Annotated in this window: 23 protein-coding genes; 9 read left to right on the forward strand and 14 right to left on the reverse strand. The window is 42.7% G+C overall.

The features are described from left to right. The first annotated feature begins 88 nt into the window (after positions 1 to 88). From ABIL00_01780 to ABIL00_01800, 5 genes are all read left to right on the forward strand, one after another. On the forward strand, positions 89 to 238 hold the full coding sequence (locus ABIL00_01780) for a hypothetical protein (GenBank protein MEO0109499.1): 150 nt from the start codon (positions 89 to 91) through the stop codon (positions 236 to 238). Positions 239 to 625: 387 nt separating this feature from the next. Next, positions 626 to 1,054, forward strand: coding sequence for a transcriptional repressor (locus ABIL00_01785; protein ID MEO0109500.1), 429 nt, complete (start codon positions 626 to 628; stop codon positions 1,052 to 1,054). Continuing rightward, positions 1,051 to 1,284, forward strand: coding sequence for a FeoA family protein (locus ABIL00_01790; protein ID MEO0109501.1), 234 nt, complete (start codon positions 1,051 to 1,053; stop codon positions 1,282 to 1,284). Before ABIL00_01785 ends, ABIL00_01790 begins: the two co-directional genes overlap by 4 nt. Continuing rightward, positions 1,281 to 2,993, forward strand: coding sequence for a ferrous iron transporter B (locus ABIL00_01795; GenBank protein MEO0109502.1), 1,713 nt, complete (start codon positions 1,281 to 1,283; stop codon positions 2,991 to 2,993). The genes ABIL00_01790 and ABIL00_01795 overlap by 4 nt, the downstream gene beginning before the upstream one ends. A 73-nt stretch (positions 2,994 to 3,066) precedes the next feature. After that, complete coding sequence (locus tag ABIL00_01800; protein ID MEO0109503.1) at positions 3,067 to 4,488, forward strand: hypothetical protein; 1,422 nt, start codon at positions 3,067 to 3,069, stop codon at positions 4,486 to 4,488. Between the two features lie 4 nt (positions 4,489 to 4,492). Here ABIL00_01800 and ABIL00_01805 read toward each other — a convergent pair whose 3' ends face one another. Continuing rightward, positions 4,493 to 5,941: an HD domain-containing protein gene (locus tag ABIL00_01805; protein MEO0109504.1), complete on the reverse strand. Its 1,449-nt coding sequence runs from the start codon at positions 5,939 to 5,941 to the stop codon at positions 4,493 to 4,495. Further along, on the reverse strand, positions 5,931 to 6,467 hold the full coding sequence (locus ABIL00_01810; GenBank protein ID MEO0109505.1) for a CvpA family protein: 537 nt from the start codon (positions 6,465 to 6,467) through the stop codon (positions 5,931 to 5,933). Before ABIL00_01810 ends, ABIL00_01805 begins: the two co-directional genes overlap by 11 nt. Before the next feature lie 69 nt (positions 6,468 to 6,536). Between ABIL00_01810 and coaE the strand changes: the two genes are divergently transcribed. Then, positions 6,537 to 7,109, forward strand: a complete 573-nt coding sequence (coaE, locus tag ABIL00_01815; GenBank protein ID MEO0109506.1) for a dephospho-CoA kinase — start codon at positions 6,537 to 6,539, stop codon at positions 7,107 to 7,109. Here coaE and ABIL00_01820 read toward each other — a convergent pair. From ABIL00_01820 to ABIL00_01840, 5 genes are all read right to left on the reverse strand, one after another. Beyond that, a complete protein-coding gene (locus ABIL00_01820; GenBank protein MEO0109507.1) occupies positions 7,098 to 8,444 on the reverse strand; it encodes a TrkH family potassium uptake protein in 1,347 nt (448 codons plus the stop codon). The genes coaE and ABIL00_01820 overlap by 12 nt on opposite strands. Before the next feature lies 1 nt (position 8,445). After that, the gene (locus tag ABIL00_01825) at positions 8,446 to 9,024 is read right to left on the reverse strand and encodes a class II aldolase/adducin family protein (protein MEO0109508.1); all 579 of its coding nucleotides are present in this window, start codon (positions 9,022 to 9,024) and stop codon (positions 8,446 to 8,448) included. Further along, positions 9,024 to 10,271 carry a serine--tRNA ligase gene (serS, locus tag ABIL00_01830; GenBank protein ID MEO0109509.1) on the reverse strand — a complete coding sequence of 416 codons (1,248 nt, stop codon included), beginning with the start codon at positions 10,269 to 10,271 and terminating at the stop codon, positions 9,024 to 9,026. The genes ABIL00_01825 and serS overlap by 1 nt, the downstream gene beginning before the upstream one ends. A gap of 77 nt (positions 10,272 to 10,348) precedes the next feature. Continuing rightward, positions 10,349 to 11,725 (reverse strand): T9SS type A sorting domain-containing protein, encoded by a 1,377-nt coding sequence (locus ABIL00_01835; GenBank protein ID MEO0109510.1) that lies wholly within the window; start codon positions 11,723 to 11,725, stop codon positions 10,349 to 10,351. Between the two features lie 76 nt (positions 11,726 to 11,801). Beyond that, entirely contained in the window at positions 11,802 to 14,375 is a 2,574-nt protein-coding gene (locus tag ABIL00_01840; protein MEO0109511.1) for a T9SS type A sorting domain-containing protein, read from the reverse strand. Between the two features lie 115 nt (positions 14,376 to 14,490). Here ABIL00_01840 and ABIL00_01845 point away from each other — a divergent pair, with 115 nt between their 5' ends. Together ABIL00_01845 and ABIL00_01850 are read left to right on the forward strand one after the other, a co-directional pair. Further along, on the forward strand, positions 14,491 to 15,723 hold the full coding sequence (locus ABIL00_01845; GenBank protein ID MEO0109512.1) for an LptF/LptG family permease: 1,233 nt from the start codon (positions 14,491 to 14,493) through the stop codon (positions 15,721 to 15,723). 7 nt (positions 15,724 to 15,730) lie between these two features. Next, positions 15,731 to 16,813, forward strand: coding sequence for an LptF/LptG family permease (locus ABIL00_01850; protein MEO0109513.1), 1,083 nt, complete (start codon positions 15,731 to 15,733; stop codon positions 16,811 to 16,813). Here the strand turns inward: ABIL00_01850 and ABIL00_01855 are convergent. Genes ABIL00_01855 through ABIL00_01870 form a run of 4 tightly spaced genes read right to left on the reverse strand, consistent with a single transcriptional unit; the run spans position 16,810 to position 19,955 of the window. Beyond that, positions 16,810 to 17,472 (reverse strand): rhomboid family intramembrane serine protease, encoded by a 663-nt coding sequence (locus tag ABIL00_01855; protein MEO0109514.1) that lies wholly within the window; start codon positions 17,470 to 17,472, stop codon positions 16,810 to 16,812. The two genes, ABIL00_01850 and ABIL00_01855, sit on opposite strands and share 4 nt — an antisense overlap. Next, positions 17,469 to 17,933, reverse strand: coding sequence for a 2-C-methyl-D-erythritol 2,4-cyclodiphosphate synthase (gene ispF, locus ABIL00_01860; protein ID MEO0109515.1), 465 nt, complete (start codon positions 17,931 to 17,933; stop codon positions 17,469 to 17,471). The genes ABIL00_01855 and ispF overlap by 4 nt, the downstream gene beginning before the upstream one ends. Positions 17,934 to 17,973: 40 nt before the next feature. After that, positions 17,974 to 18,486: a regulatory protein RecX gene (locus ABIL00_01865; GenBank protein ID MEO0109516.1), complete on the reverse strand. Its 513-nt coding sequence runs from the start codon at positions 18,484 to 18,486 to the stop codon at positions 17,974 to 17,976. Next, on the reverse strand, positions 18,483 to 19,955 hold the full coding sequence (locus ABIL00_01870) for a hypothetical protein (GenBank protein ID MEO0109517.1): 1,473 nt from the start codon (positions 19,953 to 19,955) through the stop codon (positions 18,483 to 18,485). The genes ABIL00_01865 and ABIL00_01870 overlap by 4 nt, the downstream gene beginning before the upstream one ends. 79 nt (positions 19,956 to 20,034) lie before the next feature. Between ABIL00_01870 and metG the strand changes: the two genes are divergently transcribed. Continuing rightward, complete coding sequence (gene metG / locus ABIL00_01875; protein ID MEO0109518.1) at positions 20,035 to 22,005, forward strand: methionine--tRNA ligase; 1,971 nt, start codon at positions 20,035 to 20,037, stop codon at positions 22,003 to 22,005. A 574-nt stretch (positions 22,006 to 22,579) separates the two neighbouring features. Here the strand turns inward: metG and ABIL00_01880 are convergent. Genes ABIL00_01880 through ABIL00_01890 form a run of 3 tightly spaced genes read right to left on the reverse strand, consistent with a single transcriptional unit; the run spans position 22,580 to position 25,183 of the window. Continuing rightward, positions 22,580 to 22,954, reverse strand: coding sequence for a helix-hairpin-helix domain-containing protein (locus ABIL00_01880; protein ID MEO0109519.1), 375 nt, complete (start codon positions 22,952 to 22,954; stop codon positions 22,580 to 22,582). A 4-nt stretch (positions 22,955 to 22,958) separates the two neighbouring features. Then, positions 22,959 to 23,627, reverse strand: coding sequence for a glycosyltransferase family 2 protein (locus ABIL00_01885; protein MEO0109520.1), 669 nt, complete (start codon positions 23,625 to 23,627; stop codon positions 22,959 to 22,961). Next, the gene (locus ABIL00_01890; GenBank protein MEO0109521.1) at positions 23,624 to 25,183 is read right to left on the reverse strand and encodes a hypothetical protein; all 1,560 of its coding nucleotides are present in this window, start codon (positions 25,181 to 25,183) and stop codon (positions 23,624 to 23,626) included. The genes ABIL00_01885 and ABIL00_01890 overlap by 4 nt, the downstream gene beginning before the upstream one ends.

Consider the following 25,183-nt stretch of genomic DNA (forward strand, 5'->3'; position numbering starts at 1 on the left):
AAGGGGGAAATTTTGGTGTCAGAAATTGGGGGGTATTTCCGTTATTATTATATAGGGGGTATGGGGTTCTAACCCCGACCCCAAAAATATGAGAGAGACGATGAAGAAGATAGAGAAGAGGAAGGTGATTTTAGCCGAATGCGACCTCTCGGTTAATCTTAACCTTACCGGAGGAGATAGGTATGGAAAGAGATTTACAAATAGGCGAAAAATTAGGGAGGTATTACTGAAGAGTTAGCCATTATCCAAAAATGGGGGTTAGGTCATAAGAATTATAGAGAATAGGAGGGGTATTCCTTTATAAAATTGGGGGAAGCATACAGGGGATGGTATCAGGGACCTAATGAGAAGTTTAACCTGCGGTCTAATAACTATTCTAATCTGAGGGGTAAATGAGATTCTAAAAGGGAAAATAAGAGGAGAGATAATAATGGGGGTAATGAGAAATCAAATTGGAGATTTAATTGGGGGTCTAATTGGAGATTTAACCGGAAATTTAATTGCGGGGCAAACGGAAAGCGTAATTAAATGCCTAAGTGAAGGCTCAATAGAGAAGCGCCTTGAGGTTGACCTTTTCTCAAACTCCTTTATAATAACCATTATGAAAATGAAATGCAATTTCAAAATGAAGGAAAGCGGAACTTCCTTAGAAAATCTCTTGAAAAGGGAAGGGAAGAAGAATTCCACCAAGCGAAATCTCATCATCAATTCCTTTTTGCTTGATGACCGCCACTATTCGGTTGAGGAACTCCACCAGCGAGTCAAAGAACTAAATCCCAAAATTAGTCTTTCTACTGTCTATCGCACCCTAAAATTACTTACCGCCTGGGGTTTGGCTTACGAAAGACGCTTTGACGAAAAAAATATCCGCTTTGAACCCGCCCACCAAGCAGAACACCACGACCACCTCGTCTGCCTGAAATGCGGAGAGATTCTTGAGTTTAAAGACCCCCGCATTGAAAAACTTCAGGAAAGAGTAGCCAAAAGATATAAGTTTGCGGTCTTACGCCACAAATTGGAACTTTACGGTTATTGCCGGAGGTGCCAAAGATGAGAAGGATTGATTTAACCCAAATGAAAGAAAACGAAAAGGGGATAATTGTGGAACTTCTCGGCGGGTGTGGCTTTTTAAGGCGGTTAGAAGTCTTAGGCATAAGAAAAGGGAAGGAAGTGAAAAAGATTTCTAAGCAGGTGTTGGGTGGACCGGTAATCATTCAAGTGGGCAATACCCAAGTTGCCCTTGGTTGCGGAATGGCAAGGAAAATCATAGTGGAGATAAAGTGAAAAAGATACTTCTAATGGGTAATCCCAATGTCGGGAAAAGTGTTATTTTTTCCCGGCTCACTGGTACTTATGTCATCACTTCTAACTACCCGGGAACAACTGTGGAATTTACCAAAGGTTATACCGAAATTAATGGTGAGAAGGTAGAGGTGATTGATGTGCCCGGCGCCTACACCTTAGAACCAACCAATACCGCCGAAGAGGTAGCGGTAAAAATGTTAGAGGAAGCGAGCCGGGAGAAGGATTGCACCATCATTCAGGTGATTGATGCCACCAATTTGGAAAGGAATCTCATTCTCACCCTACAACTTTTAAGTCGGAACCTCCCTCTCCTCATCGCTCTAAACCTTTGGGATGAGGCAAAGCATTTGGGGATTCAAATTGACTTCCAAAAATTGGAAGCAATCCTGGGGGTACCGGTAGTACCAACTGTCGCCATCACCGGCGAAGGGATTAAAGAACTGAAAGAGAAAATCCCAGAAGCGAAAAAAGGGAAATGCCTAATGGGTGAGAAATGGCAGGAGATCGGAAGGATTATTGACGAGGTCCAAAAGGTTAGCCATCGGCACCATACCTTCTCCGAGAAATTGAACGACCTAACCATCAGACCGGCGACCGGCTTGCCCCTTGCCTTGATTATTCTCTATCTCGTCTTTCTCTTCGTACGCCTGGGAGGGGAAAGTTTAACCACCTACCTCTTAGACCCGATATTTAATAAACTCTATCTCCCATTTTTGGCCAGAATTATTAATCAATCATCCCTCCCTAAATTCTTAGTGAGGATTCTTCTCGGTGAGAAGATGGAACCTTTGAGTGGTTTGGGGCTTTTAACGACCGGTCCTTATATTCCATTTGTAATTGTTTTCCCCTATCTCTTCGTCTTCTATCTTCTTTTAAGTCTTTTGGAAGACATCGGCTACCTTCCCCGTTTAGCCACCCTCCTTGACACATTTTTTCATCGTCTCGGTGTGCACGGTTACTCTTCCGTCCCGATAATTTTAGGTTTCGGTTGCAAAGTCCCGGCCCTTCTTGCCACCCGCCTCTTAGAGAGAAAAAGAGAAAAGATAATTACCACCGCCTTGCTTATGATGATGGCACCCTGCCTTCCCCAAAGCGCAATGATTGTCAGTTTAATCGCCCCCCACGGTACGAAATATCTATTTTTAGTCTTTGGCCTTCTCTTCTTCCTCTCCCTTATCGTAAGTTTCCTTTTGAGTAAAATCTTCCGCGGTGAAACCTTAGAACTCTTTTTAGAAATCCCCCCCTATCGCCGACCGGTATTTTCCCTTCTTTGGCAAAAGACCTGGCTCCGCCTGAAGGGTTTCTTAAAGGAAGCGGTCCCTTTAATCTTGGGTGGGGTTTTTCTGATTAGCATATTAGAAATTTCCGGAGTGATAGATCTTATCGGAAAATTCTTAGGAAAACCCCTTCTTTACCTTTTAGGCTTACCAGAAAGAACTATCGGCGTTATCACTACCGGCTTTTTAAGGAAGGATGTGAGCATTGCTCTTTTAGCCCCTCTCAATTTAACCCTAAAGCAATTGGTTATCGCCTCTATCTTCCTCACCCTTTATCTGCCCTGCCTTTCTACCTTCTTCGTAATGGGTAAAGAGTTAGGGTGGGAGAATCTTTTGAAAGTTGCTGCTATTCAACTCCTTTCCGGACTTTCCGTCTGCTTTATTCTCAATCAGGTTTTATCGGGAACTTAATTTCGGTAAATGGCTCAGATAAAAGTCTATTGACAACCAAAAATCTATGATGGATAATAAAGAGAGGTGCGATATGAAAAAATCTCTTTTCATTTTAACCTTTTTATTTGGTCTGCTCTTTGCCCAGGATACGATTTGGATTCGGCGTTTAGATACCGGGTGGGAAGAGATAGCGAACGGTATCGCCTCTTTCGGAGAAGAGATTGCGATTGCTGGTTACATCTGGGATGGTGAGCAAGGTGATGTCTTTGTTGCTAAGTATAACCAAGCCGGAGAGACATTGTGGACCAGGCGTTTTGATACCGGCTTTGATGACTACGCCATTGATGTTGCTTTTGACAATCAGAAGAATATCCTGGTTAGTGGTTATTCCCCACTATTGAAATCAAAAGGACCGAAAGCCAAGCCCTGGTGGCCGAAAATCAATTTATCAAATAAACAATATTTCTATTCCTTGACAATAAAATGTGATTCCACCGGCGAGAGACGCTGGATGAAGCAAGAGATTGACCGACTCAGCTTTGGGATCACAACCGACCAAGAGGGTAATGTTTATACCGGGGGTGGGGTTCTGACCGAAGAGTTCAATCTTGATTTCTGGTTTCAAAAATACAATACCGATGGCGAAACGGTCTGGTCCAAGACCTTCCACTTCGCCCCTATTAATTTAGTGTACCGGCTCGCTACCGACAGGGAAGGAAATATCTTAGCCGCCGGGACAGCCTGGGAAGAGACTTCGGTTATCGGTTTTATTTTTAAAATATCCCCTGCCGGCGAGACCATCTGGACCCGAACCTATCGGGAAAATATCTACAACTATTTAGTGGGTGTGGCAGCCGACCAAAATAATAATGTGATTGCCTGCGGTATAGTTGGCGATACGATAAATGCCGATTATTTAATCCTCAAATACGATCCGAACGGGAACCTCCTCTGGGCAACCAATTTTGACAATGCGCTTGATGACGAAGCCTTTGGTGTGGCAACCGATCAAAATAATAATATCTTTGTCACCGGCCTCTCGGGCGACTACTACCTCTACGACTATCTAACTCTGGCTTATGACCCAGCGGGAAATAACCTTTGGCTTGCCACTTATGATAATGGTGACGACGATGAGGGGGGAGATGTGATTTGTGATGGTGACGGGAACCCAATTGTCACTGGAACCTCCTTTGCTAATAATTACGATTTCTTGACGATTAAATACCACTCCGGAGTCGGGCTAAAAGAGAGCAAACCTTTCTCCACCCTCTCCAAGAAAGAGACCACTATTTTTGCTCCGCCAATCAAGATTGCAGTCTCCTCCTCAGGTTACTACGAAATTAACCTCTACGACTACCAAGGGAGGGAGGTGAGAAAAATTTATCAAGGTTATCTCAGCGCCGGGACGCATCTCTTCCCAGTAAAGAAAACCCCCTCTGGACTTTACTTTCTAAGATTTGGTAAGAAAGGGGAGAAAAAGAAAACCTTACGGGTAATCTCTCTACATTGAGAAACTAAACCGGTAGATAGTTTTTTCTCACATATTCCAATCCCTCTTCCTTCGTCCTTATCTTCCCTTCCAAAGTCATTTCTTCAATCTCGCCGAGAATCTTTTTAAAGATCGGTCCCGGTTTAAGACCCACGTCAATCAAATCGTAGCCGGTAACTAATCTCTTAATATTCTTCTTTTTATCCTCCTCCCGCTTAAAATTGATAATCCTCTCAATCGCTATTTCCAGATGTTTTGTCTTCCGGGCGGTGGCATAGCCATCGGCACAAGTTAAAGCCATTAGACCTAAGGCATCCTCTCCCAAATCCCTTAAAAAACGGCGCATTGCCCTTTCAGTAATCTCCTCGGACCTCGTTGCTAATAAATGCAATCGCATATGGTATAAAGTTAATCTCTTCACCCTTTCGGAGATATCATTAGAGAGGCGGAGTTCTTTTTTTAAGGAATCAAAAATGAGTTTTGCCCCCAGGGCATCGTGTCCATAAAAGTGGACCTCTCCTTCCTCTTCCCGCCGGGTGAGGGGCTTGGCTAAATCGTGAAAGAGGGCGGCTAATTTGAGGATTGGTAAAATATTCGGACTTTTGATATAATCTTGCCACTCCGGAAACTGACGAAAAAATCTTCCGATTTCATCTTTTTCATCACTCAAAATTGATTCCAACTTTTTATAGGTAAGTAGGGAATGGCGGAAGGTCTCCTGATCCTGAAAGAAAAAGGCGAAGGAGGGAAAGATCTGAGGCAGCAGACCAAGGAGGAGGAGTTTTTGAATATACGAATAGGTATTCTTTGCCCCGAGAATCCTTAAAACCTCATAGGCGATTCTCTCTCGGGCGATACTCGCCAGAGAAATTTCTCTTCCGAAAGACCAAAGATTTTTATCAATCCGAAAGTTCAGTTCTAAGGCAAAGCGTACTGCCCGCAGAATCCTTAAAGGGTCCTTTCGTAAAGCATCCTCACTCACCAGGCGAATTATTTTCTTTCTGATATCGGAAAGACCGGCAAATGGGTCAAGGACTCTTGCCTTTTCTAAATCGTTTAGGGGTCCGAAGGCGATAGCGTTAATGGTAAAATCGCGATCCTTTAGGTCGGTAACTATCTCCCCACCCACCAGTCCTTTAAAATCAAAAGTAAAAATCTTGCCGTCAATGCCCTTCTTCACCACCCGGGCTTCATCTTCCTTTTCCGAGAGGAGAACGAATTTTCCGCGAATGCGCTGGGCAAAGTGAGAGGCGAGTTCTATCCCTTTGCCGGCTACCGCCAGGTCAAAATCAAAAGGGGCTCTTTTTAGAACAATATCCCGAATCGCCCCCCCAACTAAATAGTATTCTCTATCTTCTAATAAATTCCCAATCTCTTCCAAAACCCTCTTTAAGAGGGGCGCTTTTAAGTAACCTTTAATTTCATTGCCAACTTTTTCTAAGGGATTAATCACCTTCCCTTCCTTAGAAAACATCTTCCTCAAAAAGAGATGTGTCCTTTCGGTGGAAAAGTGCCACCACCTTTGGCTTAGGGGATGATTTTTTTTCTTCTATCTCCTTTGGTTTCGGTAGCGGAACGATCAACCAGAAGTTTAAAACTCTTCTCGCCAAACCAGAATTTTCAATTGCCGGTTTAGTCTTGGGGTAGAAAAGAACCAAAAGTTGGAGGAAGAAACCACAAAGGAAAAAAGTGACGATAAATCCGAAAAGAGCCCCTAAAAGGGAGTCAAGCCACCCCAAGAAGATGGCTTGGAAGACCTTACTCAGAATCTTGCCCAAGGTTATCACTAGAAAGGCAACAAGGATGGTCACCACGACCCAAATAATAATCTTCATCAACACCTTCTCTCCCAGATAGGGAAAGAGAAGAGAGTAAACTTTTTTCCCGACGAGAATTCCTAAGACGATCCCCAAGGGTGGGGCGATAGTCTTTAAGAAGCCTCTTTTTAAACCAACAAAAAAACCGGTAGCGAAAAGGATAATAATAATTATATCAAGCATCACCGAATTATAGGAAAATATCCTTCTCCGTCAACTTGATTTTCCATTCTTCTCTTGTATCCTCAATTTGTGCTAAGGATTGGTATCACCGGAAATATCGGGGCCGGGAAGTCAACGGTCGCCAAAATCTTAAAAACCTTTGGGGCAAAATACATTGATGCGGATAAGATCGGGCATAAGATTCTTTTCCGAAAAGAGATAAAGAGGAAATTGGTAAAAGCCTTTGGGAAGGAGATTTTAGATAGTAAGGGTAGGATTATCAGAAAGAATTTAGCGACGGTCGCCTTTCGGTCAAAGGAAAATCAGCAAAGGCTAAATGAAATTCTTCATCCCCCAATTATCAAGGAAATCTGCCGCAAGACAAAAGGAAAAGGGATTGCCCTAATTGAAGCCGCCCTCCTTTTTGAATCCGATTTGAAAAATGAAGTTGATTATACCATTTGGGTCAGTGCCCCCCGGAGATTAAAGATAGAGAGGGCAAAAAAGAGGTATAAAGATGCGGAAGAAAGACTATCCTGCCAGATCCCGGAAAAAGAGGGGAAAAAGTTGGCAGACTTTATCATTAAAAATGAAGGGGGAATTAAAGAATTAAAGAAGGAATGCCAAAGGTTGTGGCAGATGATTAAAATCCTAACCGATTGAAATCTCTTCCTCCGGATAATCAAAATATCGCCTTTTCTCTTTAACCAAGAGGCGTAAGAGATTCAATATGCCAATCCGCCCCGAAAACATCACGCCGATGATTACCAACTTTGCCCAAGGGGAGAAATCGTAAGAAGCGGAGAGGTCACCCCTCACCTGAGAACCGATAGAAAGCCCAACCGTGCCGAAGGCGGAAAAGGTCTCAAAGATGATGCGCACAAAATCTCTTCCCCCTTCTAATAAAGCAATTAGAAATCCAGAAAAGATGACTAAGAAGAGAGAGAGGAGAAAAACCGCTATCCCTTTTTCCGCCACCACCGGTTTTAAGCGGTATCGGAAAACCCTTTCCGGCAAAGCGTTTCTCAAAAAGGCAAAGGGATAGAGAAAGGTGATGAAGAAAGTGGTAGTTTTAATACCGCCGCCGGTGCCACCCGGGGAGGCACCGATAAACATCAAAATCATAATTAAAATTAAAGTGGGTAGGGAAAAACTCCCCGGAGAAACAAGATTGAAACCAGCCGTGCGGGGGGTTACCGCATGGAAGAAAGAGATTAAAATCTTATTAGGAAGACTGTAACTTTTTAGAGAAAGATTACCTTCCAAAAGGAAAATAAGGACTGTCCCCAAGAGAATTAAAAGAGAAGTGGTAAGAAGCACAATTTTGGAGTGGAGGGAAAGCCGGAAATTCTCTTTCTTAAAATAGGTGCGGTAGATATCGCTCCAGACCAGAAATCCCAAACCGCCGCTGATAAAGAGACCAGCAATCACCAAGGGGAAGAAAAAAGTTTGGGAGAAGGAGGCCAGATTATCAGAAAAAGATGAGAATCCCGCATTACAGAAAGCGGAGACGGAATGGAAAATTGAATGGAAAATTGCTGAAGGAAGAGGCAACCGGGGACGGAGGTAAAAAAAGAGGAGAATTGCGCCAATCCCTTCAAACAATAAAACAACCTTAGCGATGTCAAAGAGGAACCCGCGAAAATTCTTAAAGTTCAAAATACCCGTAGATTCCCGAATCAAAAATTTATCACGAACACTCGTCTTTTTCCGAAAGAAGATTATTAGGATTGTGGTAATGGTCATATAACCGAGTCCCCCAATTTGGATTAAGAGGAGAATCACAACCTTACCGAAGGGGGTGAAATCGTATTGGGTATTCTTGACAATAAGACCTGTGACGCAAACCGCGGAAGTAGCGGTATAGAGAGCATCCACCAATGATATCCTTCCCCGGCTGGCAAAGGGTAAGAGAAGGAAGAGGGTCCCGATCAGGATCGCAAGAATAAAACTTAAAACCATTACCCGGATCGGATTGGTTGCCGTGAAGAATCGCATCCTAAATCTTATAACCTTTAATCAACCAAAAAAGACGGGCAAAGAACTCTAACCGCTCCAAATTAAGTCTCGCCTCTTTTAAGTCCTTTCCCAAAACAACCGCTCCGTGCCTTTTCAAGATGAAAATATCAGACTCTGGATTTTTCCCTACCGCCTCCGCCACCGCCTCTGCCAATTCCTCACTTCCTGGTTTAAAATAAGAAATAAATCTTATCTCTCCCAAATGGGTTTCGGAGTAGGCGTCAAATCTTAAAATTTTCAACTTCCCCAAAAAAGAGATAAAGGTAGCAAAAGGTGAATGAGCGTGGATAACCGCTTTCACACTTTGCCTTACCCCATAGATTCCGAGATGCATCCGCCACTCCGAGGAAGGTTCACCCGAAATCACTTTCCCTTTAAGAGATATTTTACTTATCTCCTTTGGAGAAAGTTCTCCTTTGCATCTCCCCCTTGGGGTGATAAAGACCACTTCTCGCATGCGGGCGGAGATATTGCCTGTGGTGGCAAAGAAAAACCCCCTCTCGTAAAGAAACCTTCCCAAAAGGGTGATCTCTTCCTTTAATTTTTTTTCGCTAGGCATTATTCAATCACCTTAAACCTGGTATAGGGTTGGAGGGGAGAAGGGATTATTATCTTCCCATCCCTGGTCTGATAATTTTCTATAAGAGCAATGAAAAGACGGGGAAAAGCCAGACCACTTCCGTTAAGAATGTGAACATATTCTAATCTTCCATCGCGGCGCCGGAGGCGGGTTTTATTTCTTTTGGCTTGGAAATCAGTGCAGTTAGAAAGAGAGGAAACCTCCAGCCAATCCCTCATTCCGCTCGCCCAAACCTCAATATCATAGGTCTTTGCTGATTGGAAAGCCATATCCCAAGCCGGGAGGAGTTTAATCCGGTAGGGAAGACCCAATTCCTGCAATATATCCTCCGCATCCTTAACCATCTTTTCTAACTCTGCTTCCGAATCCTCAGGTTTTGTAAACTTCACCAATTCCACCTTATCAAATTGGTGGACCCGCGTAATTCCCCGGACTTCCCTGCCGTAACTTCCCGCCTCCCTGCGGAAACAGGCGGTATAGGCACAATAATATTTGGGCAATTCCTCTTCCCTTAAAATCTCTTCCCGGTGGAGATTGATTAAAGGAACCTCCGCTGTCGGAATGAGATAAAATTGGTCATTTTCTATCTTATACATCTCGTCGGCTAGTTTGGGCAAATCACCCGCGGCAAAGAAGCATTCCTCCTTATTTAAATAAGGGGGTGAAATCTCAGTATAGTTATGTCTTTCAATGTGATAGTCAAGGCAAAAATTGATTAGTGCTCGCTCTAAAATTGCCCCTTTCCCCTTAAAGAGGATGAAGCGCGAACCGGCAATCTTCGCCGAACGCTTTAAGTCTAAAATTTTTAGCGCCTCACCGATTTCGTAGTGGGGCAGAGGTTCAAAATCAAACTCCGGTTTCTTACCCCATTCTTTAACTATTTTCTCTTCATCCCCAACCCCAGGGAGGATTAAATTCGGACAGAGGGCAATAAGCTCTCCAATTGTTTTTTCCTTAGTGGCTAACTTTTCTTCTAACTCCTTAATCAAATCAGAGATCTCCCTGGCCTCCCTCCTTTTTTCGCTCACATCCTCTCCCCTACTTATTCTCTGTCCAATCTCTTCCGAGATGATTTTTAGTTCCCTTCTCTTTTCATCCCTTTCTTGGACCAATCTCCTTCTCTCTTCATATAAGGCAAGGATTTTATCAATCTCTACCTTCTCCCGCCGGCGCCGGACAATCTCTTTCGCCAGTTCCGGATTTTCTCGGATAAATTTCAAATCCATCACCAATTATAATCTCATTTTCCTTTTTTTCAAGAAAAAAAGAGAAAATTAATGTAAGAGATTAAGAACCTATTTCTTCATTCGGTTAAAATTACTTTCTTTTTCTCCTTTCCGTTAATTCTTAAAAAATAGACCCCTTGCCGAACTCTTTCCCCGCGTTCGTCTTTCCCATCCCAGAATAAAGGGGTTTGTCCACAGAGGAATTTGACCAATTGGCCATTAGCATTAAATATCTGAACATTCACTTCCTGTTTCTCTTCCCCACTGATAAAAAGGGAGGAACGGAAAGGGTTAGGGAAAAGAAGTATCTCCGAAGTGGTAATTGCCTTTTCCTTCCTCCCCAACCGATTAAATAATCGTTCCTGAAATACTAATTCTGCTAACCAAGACCGCCAAATAAGTTCCGTTGTATCGCTCTTCGGTCCTACTTCCCCGGAATCGCCAAAAGGCGAACCGATCACTGCGTAATAGAATGTGGCAGTAGAGCAGGGAAAAAGGGTGAAAGGACCGGAAGAAATGAGAAATTTCTTATCTTCGGGTAATGTATCAATCGTATCATAGGGAACATAAGGAGGAGGGTTTTGGAAAGGATTATACCCGGCAAGCAAAAGGTACTTCAAGGCATCCGCGGACAGACATTCCCAATCTTCAAGAATTTTAAAGGCACGCAAATTATTTCCCAAGGAAGAGTGAAGCAATCTTATCGCTATTGCCCCTGGAGTTCCTTTGGTCCACACTGAACTTGGTCTTTCTATATTATCGTAGTCATAAATTAAGGCGGTATTCTTTATCCTTATAGTATCCTGACCAATCTGGAAGACCTTATCCAAAATAAATCCCGTAAGGTCATCACCATAATAACCAATATCTCCATCCAAGACGATTCCAAAATAGGCATCAGAAATCGGATAAGGGTTATTATTAAACAACTCGTATTTTAAAAAGAAGAAATCCTTTGCCCATAAATCCTTAAACCCATAAACTGTTAAGGCGACATCAATACCAATCGGTCGGGTATTTTCTGGCTCATGTATTTTTGGGTCATAATCGCTAAAACAGCACCACAATTCCATATCAGAAAGCGCTTCTTGGGGAGCGAAGGGAAATATCTCTTTTGGCGGTGGCCAATCTCCTGGGTATTTATAAATCCTGTGGTAGGGGGAATAGCCTTTCTTCCGCCAGTACCGACCGAGAGAAGGGATCATCTCCGAAGTCCCCGAAGTTATATTATAACCGATGGTAGCAAGGGTCTCTCCCTGATCAATACAACCGATCCAAACTCCTCCGCCAGAGATATAATAATTCCTTAAAGAAATTGAGTAGGGCCAATAGCCTCTTCCCCACCTCCCATAATTCTCAAAACACCACCGCCACCGATTTATCGATAGCGAATCGCTATCGTAAATCGCCCAAAGAAATGAGGGAAGATTTAGAAAGATGAGAAACCACCTCATAAATCTTTTAAGTTAGTCTAACTTCTTTTTTTCCCTTGTCAACGATAATGAAAAGATTAAAAACTTTAAAGAGAAGTCATCTTTTGACCACCAATTTCCCTACCTTCTCACCGATTTTTATAAAGTAGATACCTTCTTTCTCTTCAATTTCTATTCTAACCGCACGGAAGTCCTTTTCGTTTTCTTTTAATTCTTTATCTTTTATTAACCTTCCAGAAGCATCGTAAATTCTCACCCGGTCAACATCGGATGGTATAGAAATTGAAAAATAGGAAGAAGTAGGATTGGGGTATATCTTTAAGAAAAAATGGGAATTTGGAAATTGGTAACAATTTTTCTTAATTCCGATAAAGGGATAGAACTTCCCCCAGAGGCGATAGGTATTAGCTGGTCGGCAGTTGATAGAATCTACCCAGCCGGCATAGACAATAAGAAGTTGATTCCCAAAACCTTTGACTAAGGAAGGGGAGCATTGATTTTTCGGTTGGAGGGAAACAGAAAAAGAGTCAATTACCAATCCGTAAGGGCTCACTTTCGCTCCGTAGATGTCTTTTTCGTAACCGCTCCGAAAATCTTCCCAAACGACAAAATAGTTTGTACCATCAAAAGTGACTTTGGGATAGGTTTGCGAATGGTAAGCCCCTGAGATGGAAAAGCCGTGTGGGTCTAAGACATTTCCTTCTCTATCTACTCGACTTCCATAAATATCATACCCTTCCCCATTCCGCCTGTCCTCCCAAACTACGAGGTAATTAACACCATCAAAAGCCACAGAAGGACATCCTTGGTCATCACCAGCCCGGGAGATGGGGATACCCTCCGGGTCTAAAACTATCCCTTCCGGAGTGACCCGTGCCCCATAGATATCAAAATCTCCATTTCTCCTCTCCTGCCAAACAACAAAATAATTTATCCCATCAAAAGTAACGGAGGGATTATATTTTTCCCCGAACTCACCACCGATCGGAAAACCGTTTGGGTCTAAAACTCTGCCTTCCTGAGTCACCCGAGCACCGTAAATTAGGTTGTTTTCCCCTTCGCGGCTCATCCAAACCACGAGATAATTTATTCCATCAAAAGCAACTGCCGGAGAAGTCTGAATGTCAACACCCCTAAATATCGGGATACCTTCTGGGTCCAAAACTTCCCCATCGCTACTTACCCTTGCTCCGTAAATATCAGAAAGATTGGGAGGGCCATTACGCCAATCACCCCAAACAACAAAATAACTCCCATTTCCGAAGGCAAGAGAAGGGCAGTGTTGAACATCAGAAACGGTAGAGATAGGAATACCGGTTGGGTCCAAAATTTCACCATCGGTATCTATTCTCGCTCCATATATGTCGTAATTACCATGACGCCCGTCTTCCCATATAAGCAGATAATTCCTTCCATTAAAAGCGAGGGCCGGAGTATATTGCTCATAGTTATTGGTAGCGATGGGCATTCCGAAAGTATCTAAGACTATCCCTTCGGCAGTAACGACCGTTCCGTAAATATCTAAAAAGTTGCCGTGATAAAAGGCATTCCGCCAATCCTCCCAAACCACCAAATAATTCCTATCTCCCCAAGCCACAGAAGGGATATGTTGCTCAAAGGGGGGAATAGCAATTGTCATCCCCGCCGAGTCCAATACCACTCCGTATTTATTTAACCTTGTCCCATAAATATCGGGAAAAACACCGTGAGTTCGGCGAAAATCTTCCCAAACGACAAAATAATTTTCATACCGTGGATTGTAGCAAATATGAGGAGCACATTCGGAAAGTTCGCCCCAGGTGATGGGAATCCCTTCCGGGTCCAAAAGGAGTCCATCCTCCGTGATTCTTGCCCCGAAAATATCTGGACCACTTCTCGGCAGGTAGCGATGATCTTCCCAGACAACAAAGAAATTCTCGTCGCCAAAAATAAGTGATGGAAATTTCTGCCAGTTAATTTCCGTGGAAATTGGGATAGGAGCAGTATCCAAAATCACCCCATCTCTATTGAGACGAATTCCATAGATGTCATTTTCGTAAAAAGGTCTGTTTTCCCAGACCACGAGATAATTCCTTTCCCCGAAGGCGACCCCGGGATTAATATTCCCCCCACTCCCTTCTGTAATGAGAATCCCTTCCGGGTCCAAAAGTATCCCCTCGGGACTTACCCTCGCTCCATAAATAGCGGCCGGAAAATGTCCACTCCGCCCATCCTCCCAAACTACTAAATAATTTATCCCGTCAAAAGCCACCGCTGGGTTCTTTTGGAGGAAGAAGGCAGTAGAAATGGGGATCCCTTCTGGATCTAAAATTTGACCGTTGGGGGCTACTCTTGTCCCGTAAATGTCACCTCCCTCCTCCCAAACAACAAAATAGTTCCTTCCATCAGAGGCAACTGCTGGTGAAGAACCTTGGGTGGTAATTAAAATCCCCGCGGAATCTAAAACTATCCCCTCTCCACTAACCCTCGTTCCGAAAATTCCTTCGGAATAGGTTCTCATATCTTCCCAAACGACCAAATAATTTGTGCCGTTAAAAGCAATAGCGGGTGAGGTCTGTTCCCAAGCCGCCGCACCGTAGTTGGTAGTAGTATCTATTAGAAACTCACCTCTCTGGGCAAAAAGGGCTGCTCCCCTCCAAAAGAAAATTAGAATTAGGAATCTTTTGCACATGATCACCTCCGCTTAATTTTATATTAAATTTTTAATTTGTCAATGACAATAGATATGGAAAGGGAAAACGTTTTTGCAATCTTGACAGAAAGGGAAAAGGTAAATATGATTGGGAGTGAAGATTATCCAAAGGTATATCCTCTCCCTTTTCATTCCGCCTTTCTTCTTTGCGATCGCTGTCCTCTCCTTTATCCTTTTGATGAATCGGTTATTTCTCTTGGCGGACCTTTTAATCAAAAAGGGGATAAGATTCACCATCGTCTTAGAAGTCGCCACTTACTCTTTACCTTTCGTTCTAACCTACATCACCCCCTTGGCAGTGATGGTGGCGGGGGTTATGACCTATGGGAAATTGGCACAGGACAACGAACTTACCGCCCTCAAAGCGAGCGGTGTCAATCTCTTCCGCCTCTTAATCCCGACCCTCTTTTTCTGTATTGCCCTTTCTTTTGTTATGGTCTTTTTCAATGGGTTTCTCCTTTCCGAATCGGAACACAAACTCCGCAATCTCCTTTTAGATTTAGCCCGCAAGAAGCCAGCCGTGAAGATAAGGGAAGGGGTCTTTATGAATGAGTTTGGGGATTGGACAATTTATATCGGCTCCCTTAATTCAAAGGAGGGGAAGATTTCTGACATCTTTCTCTTCAAAAAAGGGGGAGCAAATCCTTTATTCATTACCGCCCCGAACGGTTTCTTAAAGAGTTCACCTGATGAAGGTTATTTCTCCTTCCACCTCTTCTCGGGAGAAATCCATGAGTTGGTAGAAAACGAACGCTACCGCAAACTCCAATTTACCGAACATATTGTTAACATCCCTTTAGAAACGGAACTGATCCGCCGGGAAAGGGAATACCGCTCTTTTTCGGAAATGAATTTTACACACCTCTTACCAATGATTAAAAAGATAAGTGAGGAAAAAAGGGTACTCCGGAGAAAAATAAAGGAATTAGAGAGAGAAAAGGAGTTTGACCCCATTAAGATGAAGATTGAAGAGGAGAAAAATCGCCTGAAGTATAAGACAAAAGAGGGAGAAAGGTATGCCGGCGAAATGCATAAAAGATTATCTTTGGCCTTCTCCTGCCTCTTTTTCTTTCTTTTTGGTTCCTTCTTAGGAATTATCTTAAAAAAGGGGGGTATGGGATTTGCTTTTCTGGCCACGCTCCTTTTCTTCGCCTTTTACTATATCCTCTTAATCGCCGGGGAGAGTGGGATAGAAAATGGGAAATTGCCTGGTTATTTAGCAATGTGGTTACCGAATTTCCTCCTCCTCCCGATAATTGGCGAATTTGCCTACTCGGCCCTTTTTGACCGAAGTCTCTTCCTCTCTCTTTTTAAGAAAAACTATTGACCAAAGTATGCGGTTCACCACCTTTGACCGTTTCTTATTAAAGGAGATTCTAAAATTCACCCTCCTTGCTCTCGCTTCGCTCGTGACGATTTATCTTCTAATTGATGTCTTTGAAGAGATTGACTATTTTCTCAACCACCGCACCGGTCTTTTCCTAATTTTTTTATATTACCTCCACCTTTTGCCAGAAGCGATAAATCTCCTTTTTCCCGCCAGCCTCATCCTTGCCATTTTTATGGTTTACGGTCGGATGACCAGAAGAAAAGAATTGGTTGCCCTCCGAAGTGCCGGCGTCCCTTTACTGAGGATATTTCAGCCCGCCATCCTCGTCGGTTTCTTTTCTACCTTCTTCCTCTTTGGTAGTAAAGAATTTTTAGAAATCCCCTTAAAAAGAAGATTGCGCGACTTTCGCCAGCGAAGGATTGAAAGGCGAGAAATACCCCAGGAAGAGAGGAGAAGGGATATCTATTATATCGGCGAGGGGAATTACATCTTCTACATCCAAGAGTTAGAAAAAAGGGGGAGGATGGGAAAATTTGCCATCACCCATTTGGACGAAAACCAGAAGGTTAAAAAAAGATACGATGGGGAAATGGCAATTTGGGATGGAAAAAAATGGGTGGGAAAGAATGTTTTTATCAGACAATTCTCAGGAGGAGGAGAGGCATTGGAAAGAAAAGATACCTTTTCTCTTCTCTTTATTAAAGAACGACCGAACGATTTTTTTCGGGAGATAGAGAGTTGCGAAGAGATGCGGCTGAAAGAACTCTTCACTCACATCAGAAAGATGAAAAAAATTGGTTACCCTACTGATAAAGAGGAAGTGGAGTTTAATTTACGTTTCGCTTCTGCCTTTATCGGTTTAATTGTCATCCTCTTGGGTCTACCCTTGGCGGTCCGATTACACCGGGGTGGAGTAACTTTGGGTTTGGGCTTGGGTCTATTATTTTCCTTCCTCTTCTGGGGTCTCATCCAGATCTTTCGGGCACTAGGTGAAGCCCGAATCCTCTCCCCTTTCCTCGCCGCTTTCCTTCCCCATCTTCTCTTTACCGCCTTTGCCCTCCTTCTCTTCCTGCGGGCGGAAAATTAATAATCTTCCCGAACCCTCCGCCGAAAGATTATTCCCCAGAGGAGACCGACTAAAAAACCGCCGATGTGGGCAAAAAAGGCAATTCCCCCACCTTCTACTCCGGGAAGAGAGGCAAAACCGTAAATAAATTGGATGAGTATCCAAAAACCCAAAAAGAGAAAGGCGGGAAGATAGACAATCCGCAAAAAGAAGCCAAAAGGAACTAAGGCTAAAATCCGGGCGTTGGGGAAAAGAACCAAATAACTACCTAAAACTCCGGAAATGGCACCAGAAGCTCCAATCATTGGCACCGAAGAGTTCCGCGCAATCAGAATATGGAGAAAACTACCGGCAAATCCCGCTAAAAAATACATCACCAGAAACCAGAAATGTCCCAAAACATCTTCCACATTATCTCCAAAGATGAAGAGGTAGAGCATATTACCCAAAATGTGGTCAAAACCACCATGGAGGAACATCGCACTAAAAAGGGTATGGAGATTCTCTCCTTGGGAAATGAGTAAAGGGATTGCCCCGTAATTATTGATGAGCCGACGAAGGGCAAATTGGGAAAGGGAGATTTCGTAAATGAAGACCAAGATGTTACTAACCAGAAGGAGAACCATAAAAATTGGAAAACGCACTCTCATCTTCGGTACATCATCCTTTAATGGAATCATATCCCCTCCAAGAGAACAACCGCATAAGAAAGAATACTTTCTTTATTTATGAGACCCTCTGGTCTCTTTCCTTTTATGGAGATTAATTTTGGGTCGCAACCTAAGGCTTTCCCTATCTCTTTTTGCATCTCCGTCCGGTAAGGAGCGATTTTTGGTTCTTCACAGACAACAACCGAATCAACATTGATAACCCGCACGCCGACTTCCCTTAAAATCTTTCCCACCTCTTCTAAGAAGAGAACGCTCCGCACCCCTTTATACTTCGGGTCGGTATCCGGAAAAAGGGAACCGATATCTCCTTTTCCTAATGCCCCGAGAATGGCATCAACGATGGCATGAATGAGGCAATCACCGTCGGAATGTCCCAGAAGACCTTTGGGATGAGGAATCTCGCACCCCCCCAAGAAGAGTTTCCTCCCCTCTTTTAAGGGATGAATATCAAACCCGATGCCAACGCGCATCTCTTAATTTTAACCATTTCTTAAAATTAGTCAAAAGAAACTATGAGCCATCTTCCCGCAAGATCTTTCTTATCATCTCTCCCGAAAAACCCCTTCTTAATAAGACCTCCCGCAATTTCTCTTTGAGAAAGACTTCCTTCTCCTTCGGGGTCAGACCCTTTCTTTGCGCCCGCATTTCGTATCTTTTCTGATACCTTTTTATTAAATCCTTTGCCACTTCTTCCTCTTCTCTCTCTCTTCCTGCCAAAACCTCCTCAATAATCTCCTCGCCCACCCCTCTCCTTCTCAATTCCCTTTTTATCGCCTCCTTCCCGCGCCGGCGAAAGGTTAAAGAATGCCGCAGATAAAGAGAAGCAAATTCTCTATCATCCAGAAGGCCATTCTCTTCCAACTCCCTTAAAATCCGATCGATTAAGTCTTCTTCTGCCAACCCTTTCTTCTTTAACAGGTATCTTGTTAGCCTCTGCCGAAACTCTCCCTTTGCCCAACTCCTCTTTTTCAACAACCGGAAGGCATAATTTCTCAGTTGCGAAGAAAAGTCTAACTTTTTCACTCTACCCTTCTATAAATCTCATAATCGGAAACCACCCTTATCTTTTCATAACCCAACTCCTCTAACCGGTAAAATTCCTTCTCCTTTTCACCAATAATCCCAATCACTAACTTGGGAATTTTCTTTTCTATCTTCTCCCGAATTTCCTCCGGCGAAGAGAGATGGAGACGCCGCCGCTCTTGAGCGGTAAACCTTTCGGCAAAAGGAAAATCGGGGGAGGTTTCGTAGTCGAAAAGGTTGTGTCTTTTTGCCAGAACCGGAAAGGTGGGATAGAAGGCTAATATCTCATCCTCCGGCGCCGAATTATTCTCAATCTCCTCCACCACCTCCTTTATTAAGTTAAGCCGATACTTCTGGTAGAAGAGGTGAATCCCGGAGGCATAATTATAGATAGTAAAAATTGTCCCGAAGAGATAAAAAAGGAGAAGGAAGGAGAGAAGAAATTTTATCCTTTTCTCCTTTTGATAACGCAGGGAAAACTCTTTTCCCTTCTCCACGAAGAAGGGAAGGTTGAAGAGGAAAAGGTAAGGTAAGATTTGGATAAAATATTGGAAATGAGCTGGGGCAACAATTAAGTAATAAAGAAAAAAGACGAAGCCACCCAAGATTAGAGAGAAAAATTCAAAGTGGTACTCTTCCTTCTTCTTTTGGTAATGGAAGAACGCCCAAACTGTTAAAATCGTAAAAAAGAGGTTCTGGGGAAGAATGAAGACCTTTACCAAGGTGAAGAAACGACCAAAAAGGACCTCATCGCTGAAAAGTCTCGGTAAAATTTCGTTGCTCCCGATATCACCTCTTACTAAATGGTAATAGATGTTGTCAATTAAAAAGTTTTTGGGCGATTGGAGAAAGTAATAGAGGCCGATGATCTGGGCTAAAAGAAAACCGAGTAGAAAATTACCAATTTTTTTTCTCTCCTTAAAACGATAGATATAATAGAGATAAATTGGGAGAAAGACTAAAAATATCGCTCGGGTCTCCCCCGCCATTCCCAAAAAAATACCGGAAAGGAGATAACTTCCTTGATAAAGAAAGAAGAGGGAAAAGAAATTGAAGAGATTTACTAAGATATGGGGTTTATTAACCGGCGCCCAGGAGAGGATGAGTCCATTGGCAAAGTAGGAAAGAAAGATGAAGAGGGAACCAATCTTAACCTCTTCTCTTTTTGAACCACCGCTTCGGAGGAAGAGATACTTAAAGAGAAAGATTCCCAAAAGAATCCCTAAGAGGGAACTAAAAATCCTACCGGCAAAGAAACCATTCATCCCAAAATTGGCGAAGGGCAAAAGATAGAGAAAGGAGAGGGGCATCTGAGGAAGGAAGAAGTCCCGATAGCAAACTTTCCCCTTTAAGGTCTCATAAGCAGCGGTTAGGAAAGCCAATTCATCCGCATCAAGCACCCGGAGGAAAACCAAAAAGATAAGAAAAAGACCAAAGAGAAGAAGAATAAGGAAAAAGGATCGGGACATCACCCGATTTTAATAAAATTAAAGAAAAAGTCAAAAATCTACCGATTTGACATGGGGACAGTTTTCATTATAATTGCCGATGCGGATTTTGGTGACGACCGCTTTACCTTATGCCAATGGCGATATCCATTTGGGCCATCTGGCAGGTTGCTATCTGCCCGCGGATATCTACTGCCGCTATCAGAGGTCAAAAGGAAGAGATGTCATTCACATCGGCGGCACCGATGAACATGGCGTGCCGATAACCCTTTTGGCAGAAAGAGAGAAAAAAAGCCCGCAGGAGATTGTTGATTTCTATCATAAGCGGATAAAAGATTCTTTTGAAAAATTTGGTATCCTGTTTGATAACTTCTCCCGGACCTCTCTACCCTTGCACCATAAGACCTCCCAAGATTTTTTCTTAAAGATTTACGAAAAGGGGTATATCTATCCGAAGAAAGTTAGACAGTTCTTCTGTCCCAATTGTGGTCTCTTTCTGGCGGACCGCTACCTTGAAGGGACCTGCCCCCATTGCCAAAATCCCAAAGCACGGGGTGACCAGTGTGAAGAGTGCGGTCGGTGGCTGGAACCATTTATGCTTTTAGAACCGAAATGTAAAACCTGCGGTGGTCTACCCGAAGAGAGAGAGACCGAACATTACTTCTTTGCCCTCTCCCGGTTTCAGAAACAACTGGCGGATTGGATTAAAGAGAAGGGAAACTGGAAGGAGAATGTGAAGAGATTTTGCGAAGGGTGGTTTCGCCAGGGCTTGGAAGACCGGGCAATCACTAGGGATTTGCCCTGGGGGGTGAAGGTCCCTCTGCCCGAGGCGAAAGGAAAGGTTTTATATGTCTGGTTTGATGCCCCCATCGGTTATATCTCCTCAACAATGGAATGGGCAGAAAAAATTGGTAAGAAAGATTTATGGAAGGAATACTGGCTCTCATCCGAAACGAGACTTATCCACTTTATCGGCAAAGATAATATCGTGTTCCACGCCATTGTCTGGCCCGCGATGCTTATGGCTTATGGTGACTTTATTCTACCTTCGGAAATTCCTGCCAATGAATTTCTCAACTTAGAAGGGAGAAAGATTTCCACCTCGGAAAATTGGGCAATCTGGCTTCCGGATTACTTAAAAGAATTCCCCCCTGACCCATTAAGATATGCCTTAGCCAATAACCTTCCCGAAAATCGGGATATTGACTTTACCTATAAAGAATTCCAGGCAAAGAATAATAATGAGTTAGCAGATATTTACGGCAACTTCGTCAATCGGGTTCTCCTTTTTATTAAGAAGAACTTGGGGGAGATAAAAGAGGGGAAGGTGGAAGATGAAGTCCGGGCAAAAATTGAAGAGGTGAAGAAGGAGGCAGAAGATTTAATTGAAAGATTTCGGATTCGGGACGGCTTAAAGGTTTTAATGGCTTTGCCCTCTTTTGGCAATCGCTATTTTGACTATCAAGAACCCTGGCGCACAGTTAAGAGCGATAGAAAAAGATGCGAAAAGACAATCTTTAACTGCCTCAAACTGATTGAAGCCTGCGAGGTTTTACTTCGGCCCTATCTCCCCTTCACGAGTGAAAAGATGCGGCGGATGCTCTCTCTCAAAGAAAGAAATTGGGATGAATTGGAAGACAATTCCTTCTTCACCACCTCCCCCCAATTAGGGGAGATTGAGATTTTATTTAATAAAATTCCCGACGAAAAAATTGAAATTGAATTGAAGAAGTTAAAGGGAGAAACTATGGAAATCACAATTGAGGATTTTAAGAAGATTGATTTAAGAGTCGGCCGGATTATCAATGCGGAAAGGGTGCCGGGTTCGGATAAACTCTTAAAGTTGGAGGTGAATCTCGGTTCGGAATTGCGCCAGATCGTTGCCGGGATTGGTTCGGTCTATGAACCGGAGGAGTTGATTGGGAAGAATGTCTGCGTTGTGGCAAACTTAAAAAAGGCAAAACTGCGCGGTGTAGAATCTTATGGGATGATTTTAGCCGCCGAAGACGGAGCAGTGATTTCCCTTTTGGTTACCGACAAAGAGATAAGACCCGGAAGCCCAATTCTTTAATCAGACTTCGCTTCTAAACGCTAAAGAGGAAAGTAGCCTCATAACTTTTGTCGCTCTTTTATCTATAAGAAATAGAAAAGGTCAACCATCATTTCATAGAGACCCTATAAAAATAAGTTCTTAAAAATCAAAGGGTTAGAGAAAGAGAAAAAATTTGGTGTCCCCTTTTGGGGTGTATTTCCGTATTTATTATAGAAGGCTATGAAGAGGTTAGCAATGGTTAATAAGATAGATTCCCATAAATAATAGGAGGGTTATCGGGTAGGGGCAATAGACCAAAAAGAGAAAGGAGGAAAAAATAGGAGGGTTTTATCTTTATAAAAAGGGGTGTAGCATACAGGGGATGGTATCAGGGGTTTAATTTGAGGGCTAATTAGAAGAATAATTAGCAGGGTAATAATTAGTCTAATAGATAGCCTAATCCTTTGTTTAATACAAAGCCTAACTAAAGGTCTAATCTTGGAAATAAGAGAAGGAATAATTGGATAATTAAAGGGAAGTTTAATTCGGATGCTAAAAGAGAACCTAATTGGGGAATTAAAGAAAAGTCTAATTGAGGGTGAAAGCCCAAGCCTCATTCCACCTTGATCTTGTCTCTTATCCTTTCGTATTTTTTTCTACCAATCCCTTTCACCTTCATTATCTCCTCTTTTCTCTTAAAGCCCTTATGCCTCTCCCGGTATTCAATAATCCTCTCCGCTAAAACCGGACCGATACCCGGTAAAGAGACCAATTCCTTAAGAGGGGCTTTATTGATATCAACCTTTTCTTCTCTTTCCGTGATAAATTCTTGTGTATCTCTATTTTCTTTCGCTAAAACCTCTTCCTCCAATGGTAAAATCTTTAATACCTCCTTACTCATCCGCCATCTTTTGCTCAGGTTGAGTACCACCGCACTTCCCAAGGTAAGAATGAGGAAAATGAGTATTGCCTTTTCCTTCTCATTCATCTTTCTATTTTAGGCGCCACCAGAAGAGATTCCATAAGGCGATAAGACCATCCTTTGCCTTTATCTTTTTCCCTTCTTCCCGACCGGAATAACTTATCGGTATTTCGTAAATTTTTATCCCCTTCTTTAATAATTTGGCGGTGATTTCCGGTTCAATCTCAAATCTTTTTGCCTCCAATTCTAAGTTTTGGATTATTTCCCGGCGGATCATTTTATAACAAGTCTCCATATCGGTAATCCTCTTATTAAATAAGAGGGAAGTGAGAAAACTTAAAAAGAGATTTGCCAATTTACTTCTTAATAGAAACCTTCCTTTCCCCTTAAACCTTGAACCATAAACTGCCTTCACCTCCGGGGAAGAGAAGAGTTTAATCATCTTTAAGTAGTCAAATGGGTTATATTCTAAGTCCGCATCCTGAATGATAATCAATTCTCCTTCTGCCTGAGAAATACCGGTGCGGATGGCACTCCCCTTACCCAGATTTTTCTCATGGTATAATATCTTATAATTCCTTTCCTTTTCCCACCTTTTTAAGATTTCCCTTGTCCCATCCTGGGAAAAGTCATCAACCAAAATTATCTCTTTCTCAATCGGCACCTTTTCCACTAAGGAGACAATCTTCTCCAAGGTATCTTTCTCGTTATAGACCGGAATGATAACAGAAAGTTTCATTCTTCCTTTTTTAGCCTATAGATAATCATCTGGGGATAAGGGGTAGCATAGAGTACTTCAAAGCGATTGGGAAAGGCATTTATTACTGGGGTGAGATAGCGGATGGTGGTATTTGTCCAAAAGAATTGGTCAAAGAGTACATGGGTGGCGCCTCTCTCCTCTAAATTTTTTAAGAGTTTATTCGGGTCATTGGTGAATTGATAAAGAAAACTCTTTCTTTTGGTTAAGAAGTAAATAAACTCCGGCTTGCGGGCAACGATGACCGCATCTTTTTCTGTATTTCCCTTGATCCATTCACAGGCTTGGAAGTAGCGTACCCAATCTAAGGGATAACCGGCATAACGGTCGCCTTTTAATTGGGAGATGTTTATTGCCAAATTCTCCTTCCCTTGACTTAAACCCTTAATCATGTAGCCAAGAAGGATGATACCAAAAACGAGATAAAAAAGAGATAGACCCTTCCGAAAAATTTTTTCAAGTCCCCAAAGTAAATAGTAGATGAGAAAGGGGAAAAGGGGGAAGAGGAATCTATCCCCAGTCCAGACCTCAGGCCAAGAGTAAAGAATAAAAAGAGAGAAGAAGAGGTAGAAGGGATAAAGAGATTCTTTCTCCTTCAATTTCTGCCTCAGGGTAATAATAATCAAGATTAGAGAGAGGAGCCCTAATAAGAAAAAGAAAAAAGGGGGTAAACTATAAGGGAAGAGCATCTGGGGAAAGATATAGAAATTATAAAGGTAGAAGTTTTTCCCAAAACGGGTAAGATATTCTGAGAGACCGATCCTCCCTTCTTCCGGAGCATAAGGATTCTTGTAGGTGAAAAGTTCTAAATAACCACTCCCTTTTCCCAAATGGAGGTTACGGAGAAGATAAGGGGTGAAGAAGATAAGAAAAATGCCAATAAGAATTAAAATTTCTTTATACCGCCTTTTGCTTAAAAGATAGAAAAAGAAGGCGGGGAGGATACCAATTCCCGCGGTGCGGAGGAAGATGGAGAAAATTAGAGAGAAAAAGGAAAAAAGAAGAAAGAGAAAGGAAGGTTTTAATTCAAAACGCCGAAAGAGATAAAAGGCAAGAAGGGTGAAAAAGAGGAAAGGCATCTCCGAAAGGAGGGTATGGGAATATTCTAAGAAGATTGGTGAGAGGCTCACCAAGAGAAGGGAAGCGAGAATGAAAAAGGGGGGCTTCTCTCTCCCTTCAATTTTTAGAAGGTGAAAAAAGAGAAAAACGGAAAGAAGCGCTAAAATTAAAGGTAAAGTATTGAGTAGAGGATAATGGTGATTAAATAAGAATAGAAAAGGGACAAGAAGGAGCGGAAAACCAGGTGGATAGGTAGTATGGGGTGGGGAAGACGGTTCGTAAATATCCCGATAGCCCTGACCGGAAATTAAAGCCTCCGCCAAAATGAGATAGCGGATATTATCACCACCCAAAAAATAACGGCAGTCAAAGTTTAAGAGAAGAAAAAAGAGAATAAGAATAAAAGAGAGGAGGAAAAGGTTCTTTGCCTTAAAAATTCCCTTCTTCTTTTTTAACTCCTTCGGTGGTAATTTTCCCAC

It is taken from the genome of candidate division WOR-3 bacterium (assembly GCA_039801905.1).
In the GTDB taxonomy this organism is placed as follows: domain Bacteria; phylum Hydrothermota; class Tepidihabitantia; order Tepidihabitantales; family JBDRVQ01; genus JBDRVQ01.

Bases quoted from the DNA above. Each gene is read 5' to 3' on its own strand.
- ABIL00_01780 (MEO0109499.1), top strand. From the start codon at position 89: ATGAGAGAGACGATGAAGAAGATAGAGAAGAGGAAGGTGATTTTAGCC.
- ABIL00_01785 (MEO0109500.1), top strand. From the start codon at position 626: ATGAAGGAAAGCGGAACTTCCTTAGAAAATCTCTTGAAAAGGGAAGGG.
- ABIL00_01790 (MEO0109501.1), top strand. From the start codon at position 1,051: ATGAGAAGGATTGATTTAACCCAAATGAAAGAAAACGAAAAGGGGATA.
- ABIL00_01800 (MEO0109503.1), top strand. From the start codon at position 3,067: ATGAAAAAATCTCTTTTCATTTTAACCTTTTTATTTGGTCTGCTCTTT.
- ABIL00_01805 (MEO0109504.1), bottom strand. From the start codon at position 5,941: ATGTTTTCTAAGGAAGGGAAGGTGATTAATCCCTTAGAAAAAGTTGGC.
- ABIL00_01810 (MEO0109505.1), bottom strand. From the start codon at position 6,467: ATGCTTGATATAATTATTATTATCCTTTTCGCTACCGGTTTTTTTGTT.
- ABIL00_01820 (MEO0109507.1), bottom strand. From the start codon at position 8,444: ATGCGATTCTTCACGGCAACCAATCCGATCCGGGTAATGGTTTTAAGT.
- ABIL00_01825 (MEO0109508.1), bottom strand. From the start codon at position 9,024: ATGCCTAGCGAAAAAAAATTAAAGGAAGAGATCACCCTTTTGGGAAGG.
- serS (MEO0109509.1), bottom strand. From the start codon at position 10,271: ATGGATTTGAAATTTATCCGAGAAAATCCGGAACTGGCGAAAGAGATT.
- ABIL00_01835 (MEO0109510.1), bottom strand. From the start codon at position 11,725: ATGAGGTGGTTTCTCATCTTTCTAAATCTTCCCTCATTTCTTTGGGCG.
- ABIL00_01840 (MEO0109511.1), bottom strand. From the start codon at position 14,375: ATGTGCAAAAGATTCCTAATTCTAATTTTCTTTTGGAGGGGAGCAGCC.
- ABIL00_01850 (MEO0109513.1), top strand. From the start codon at position 15,731: ATGCGGTTCACCACCTTTGACCGTTTCTTATTAAAGGAGATTCTAAAA.
- ABIL00_01855 (MEO0109514.1), bottom strand. From the start codon at position 17,472: ATGATTCCATTAAAGGATGATGTACCGAAGATGAGAGTGCGTTTTCCA.
- ispF (MEO0109515.1), bottom strand. From the start codon at position 17,933: ATGCGCGTTGGCATCGGGTTTGATATTCATCCCTTAAAAGAGGGGAGG.
- ABIL00_01870 (MEO0109517.1), bottom strand. From the start codon at position 19,955: ATGTCCCGATCCTTTTTCCTTATTCTTCTTCTCTTTGGTCTTTTTCTT.
- metG (MEO0109518.1), top strand. From the start codon at position 20,035: ATGCGGATTTTGGTGACGACCGCTTTACCTTATGCCAATGGCGATATC.
- ABIL00_01880 (MEO0109519.1), bottom strand. From the start codon at position 22,954: ATGAATGAGAAGGAAAAGGCAATACTCATTTTCCTCATTCTTACCTTG.
- ABIL00_01885 (MEO0109520.1), bottom strand. From the start codon at position 23,627: ATGAAACTTTCTGTTATCATTCCGGTCTATAACGAGAAAGATACCTTG.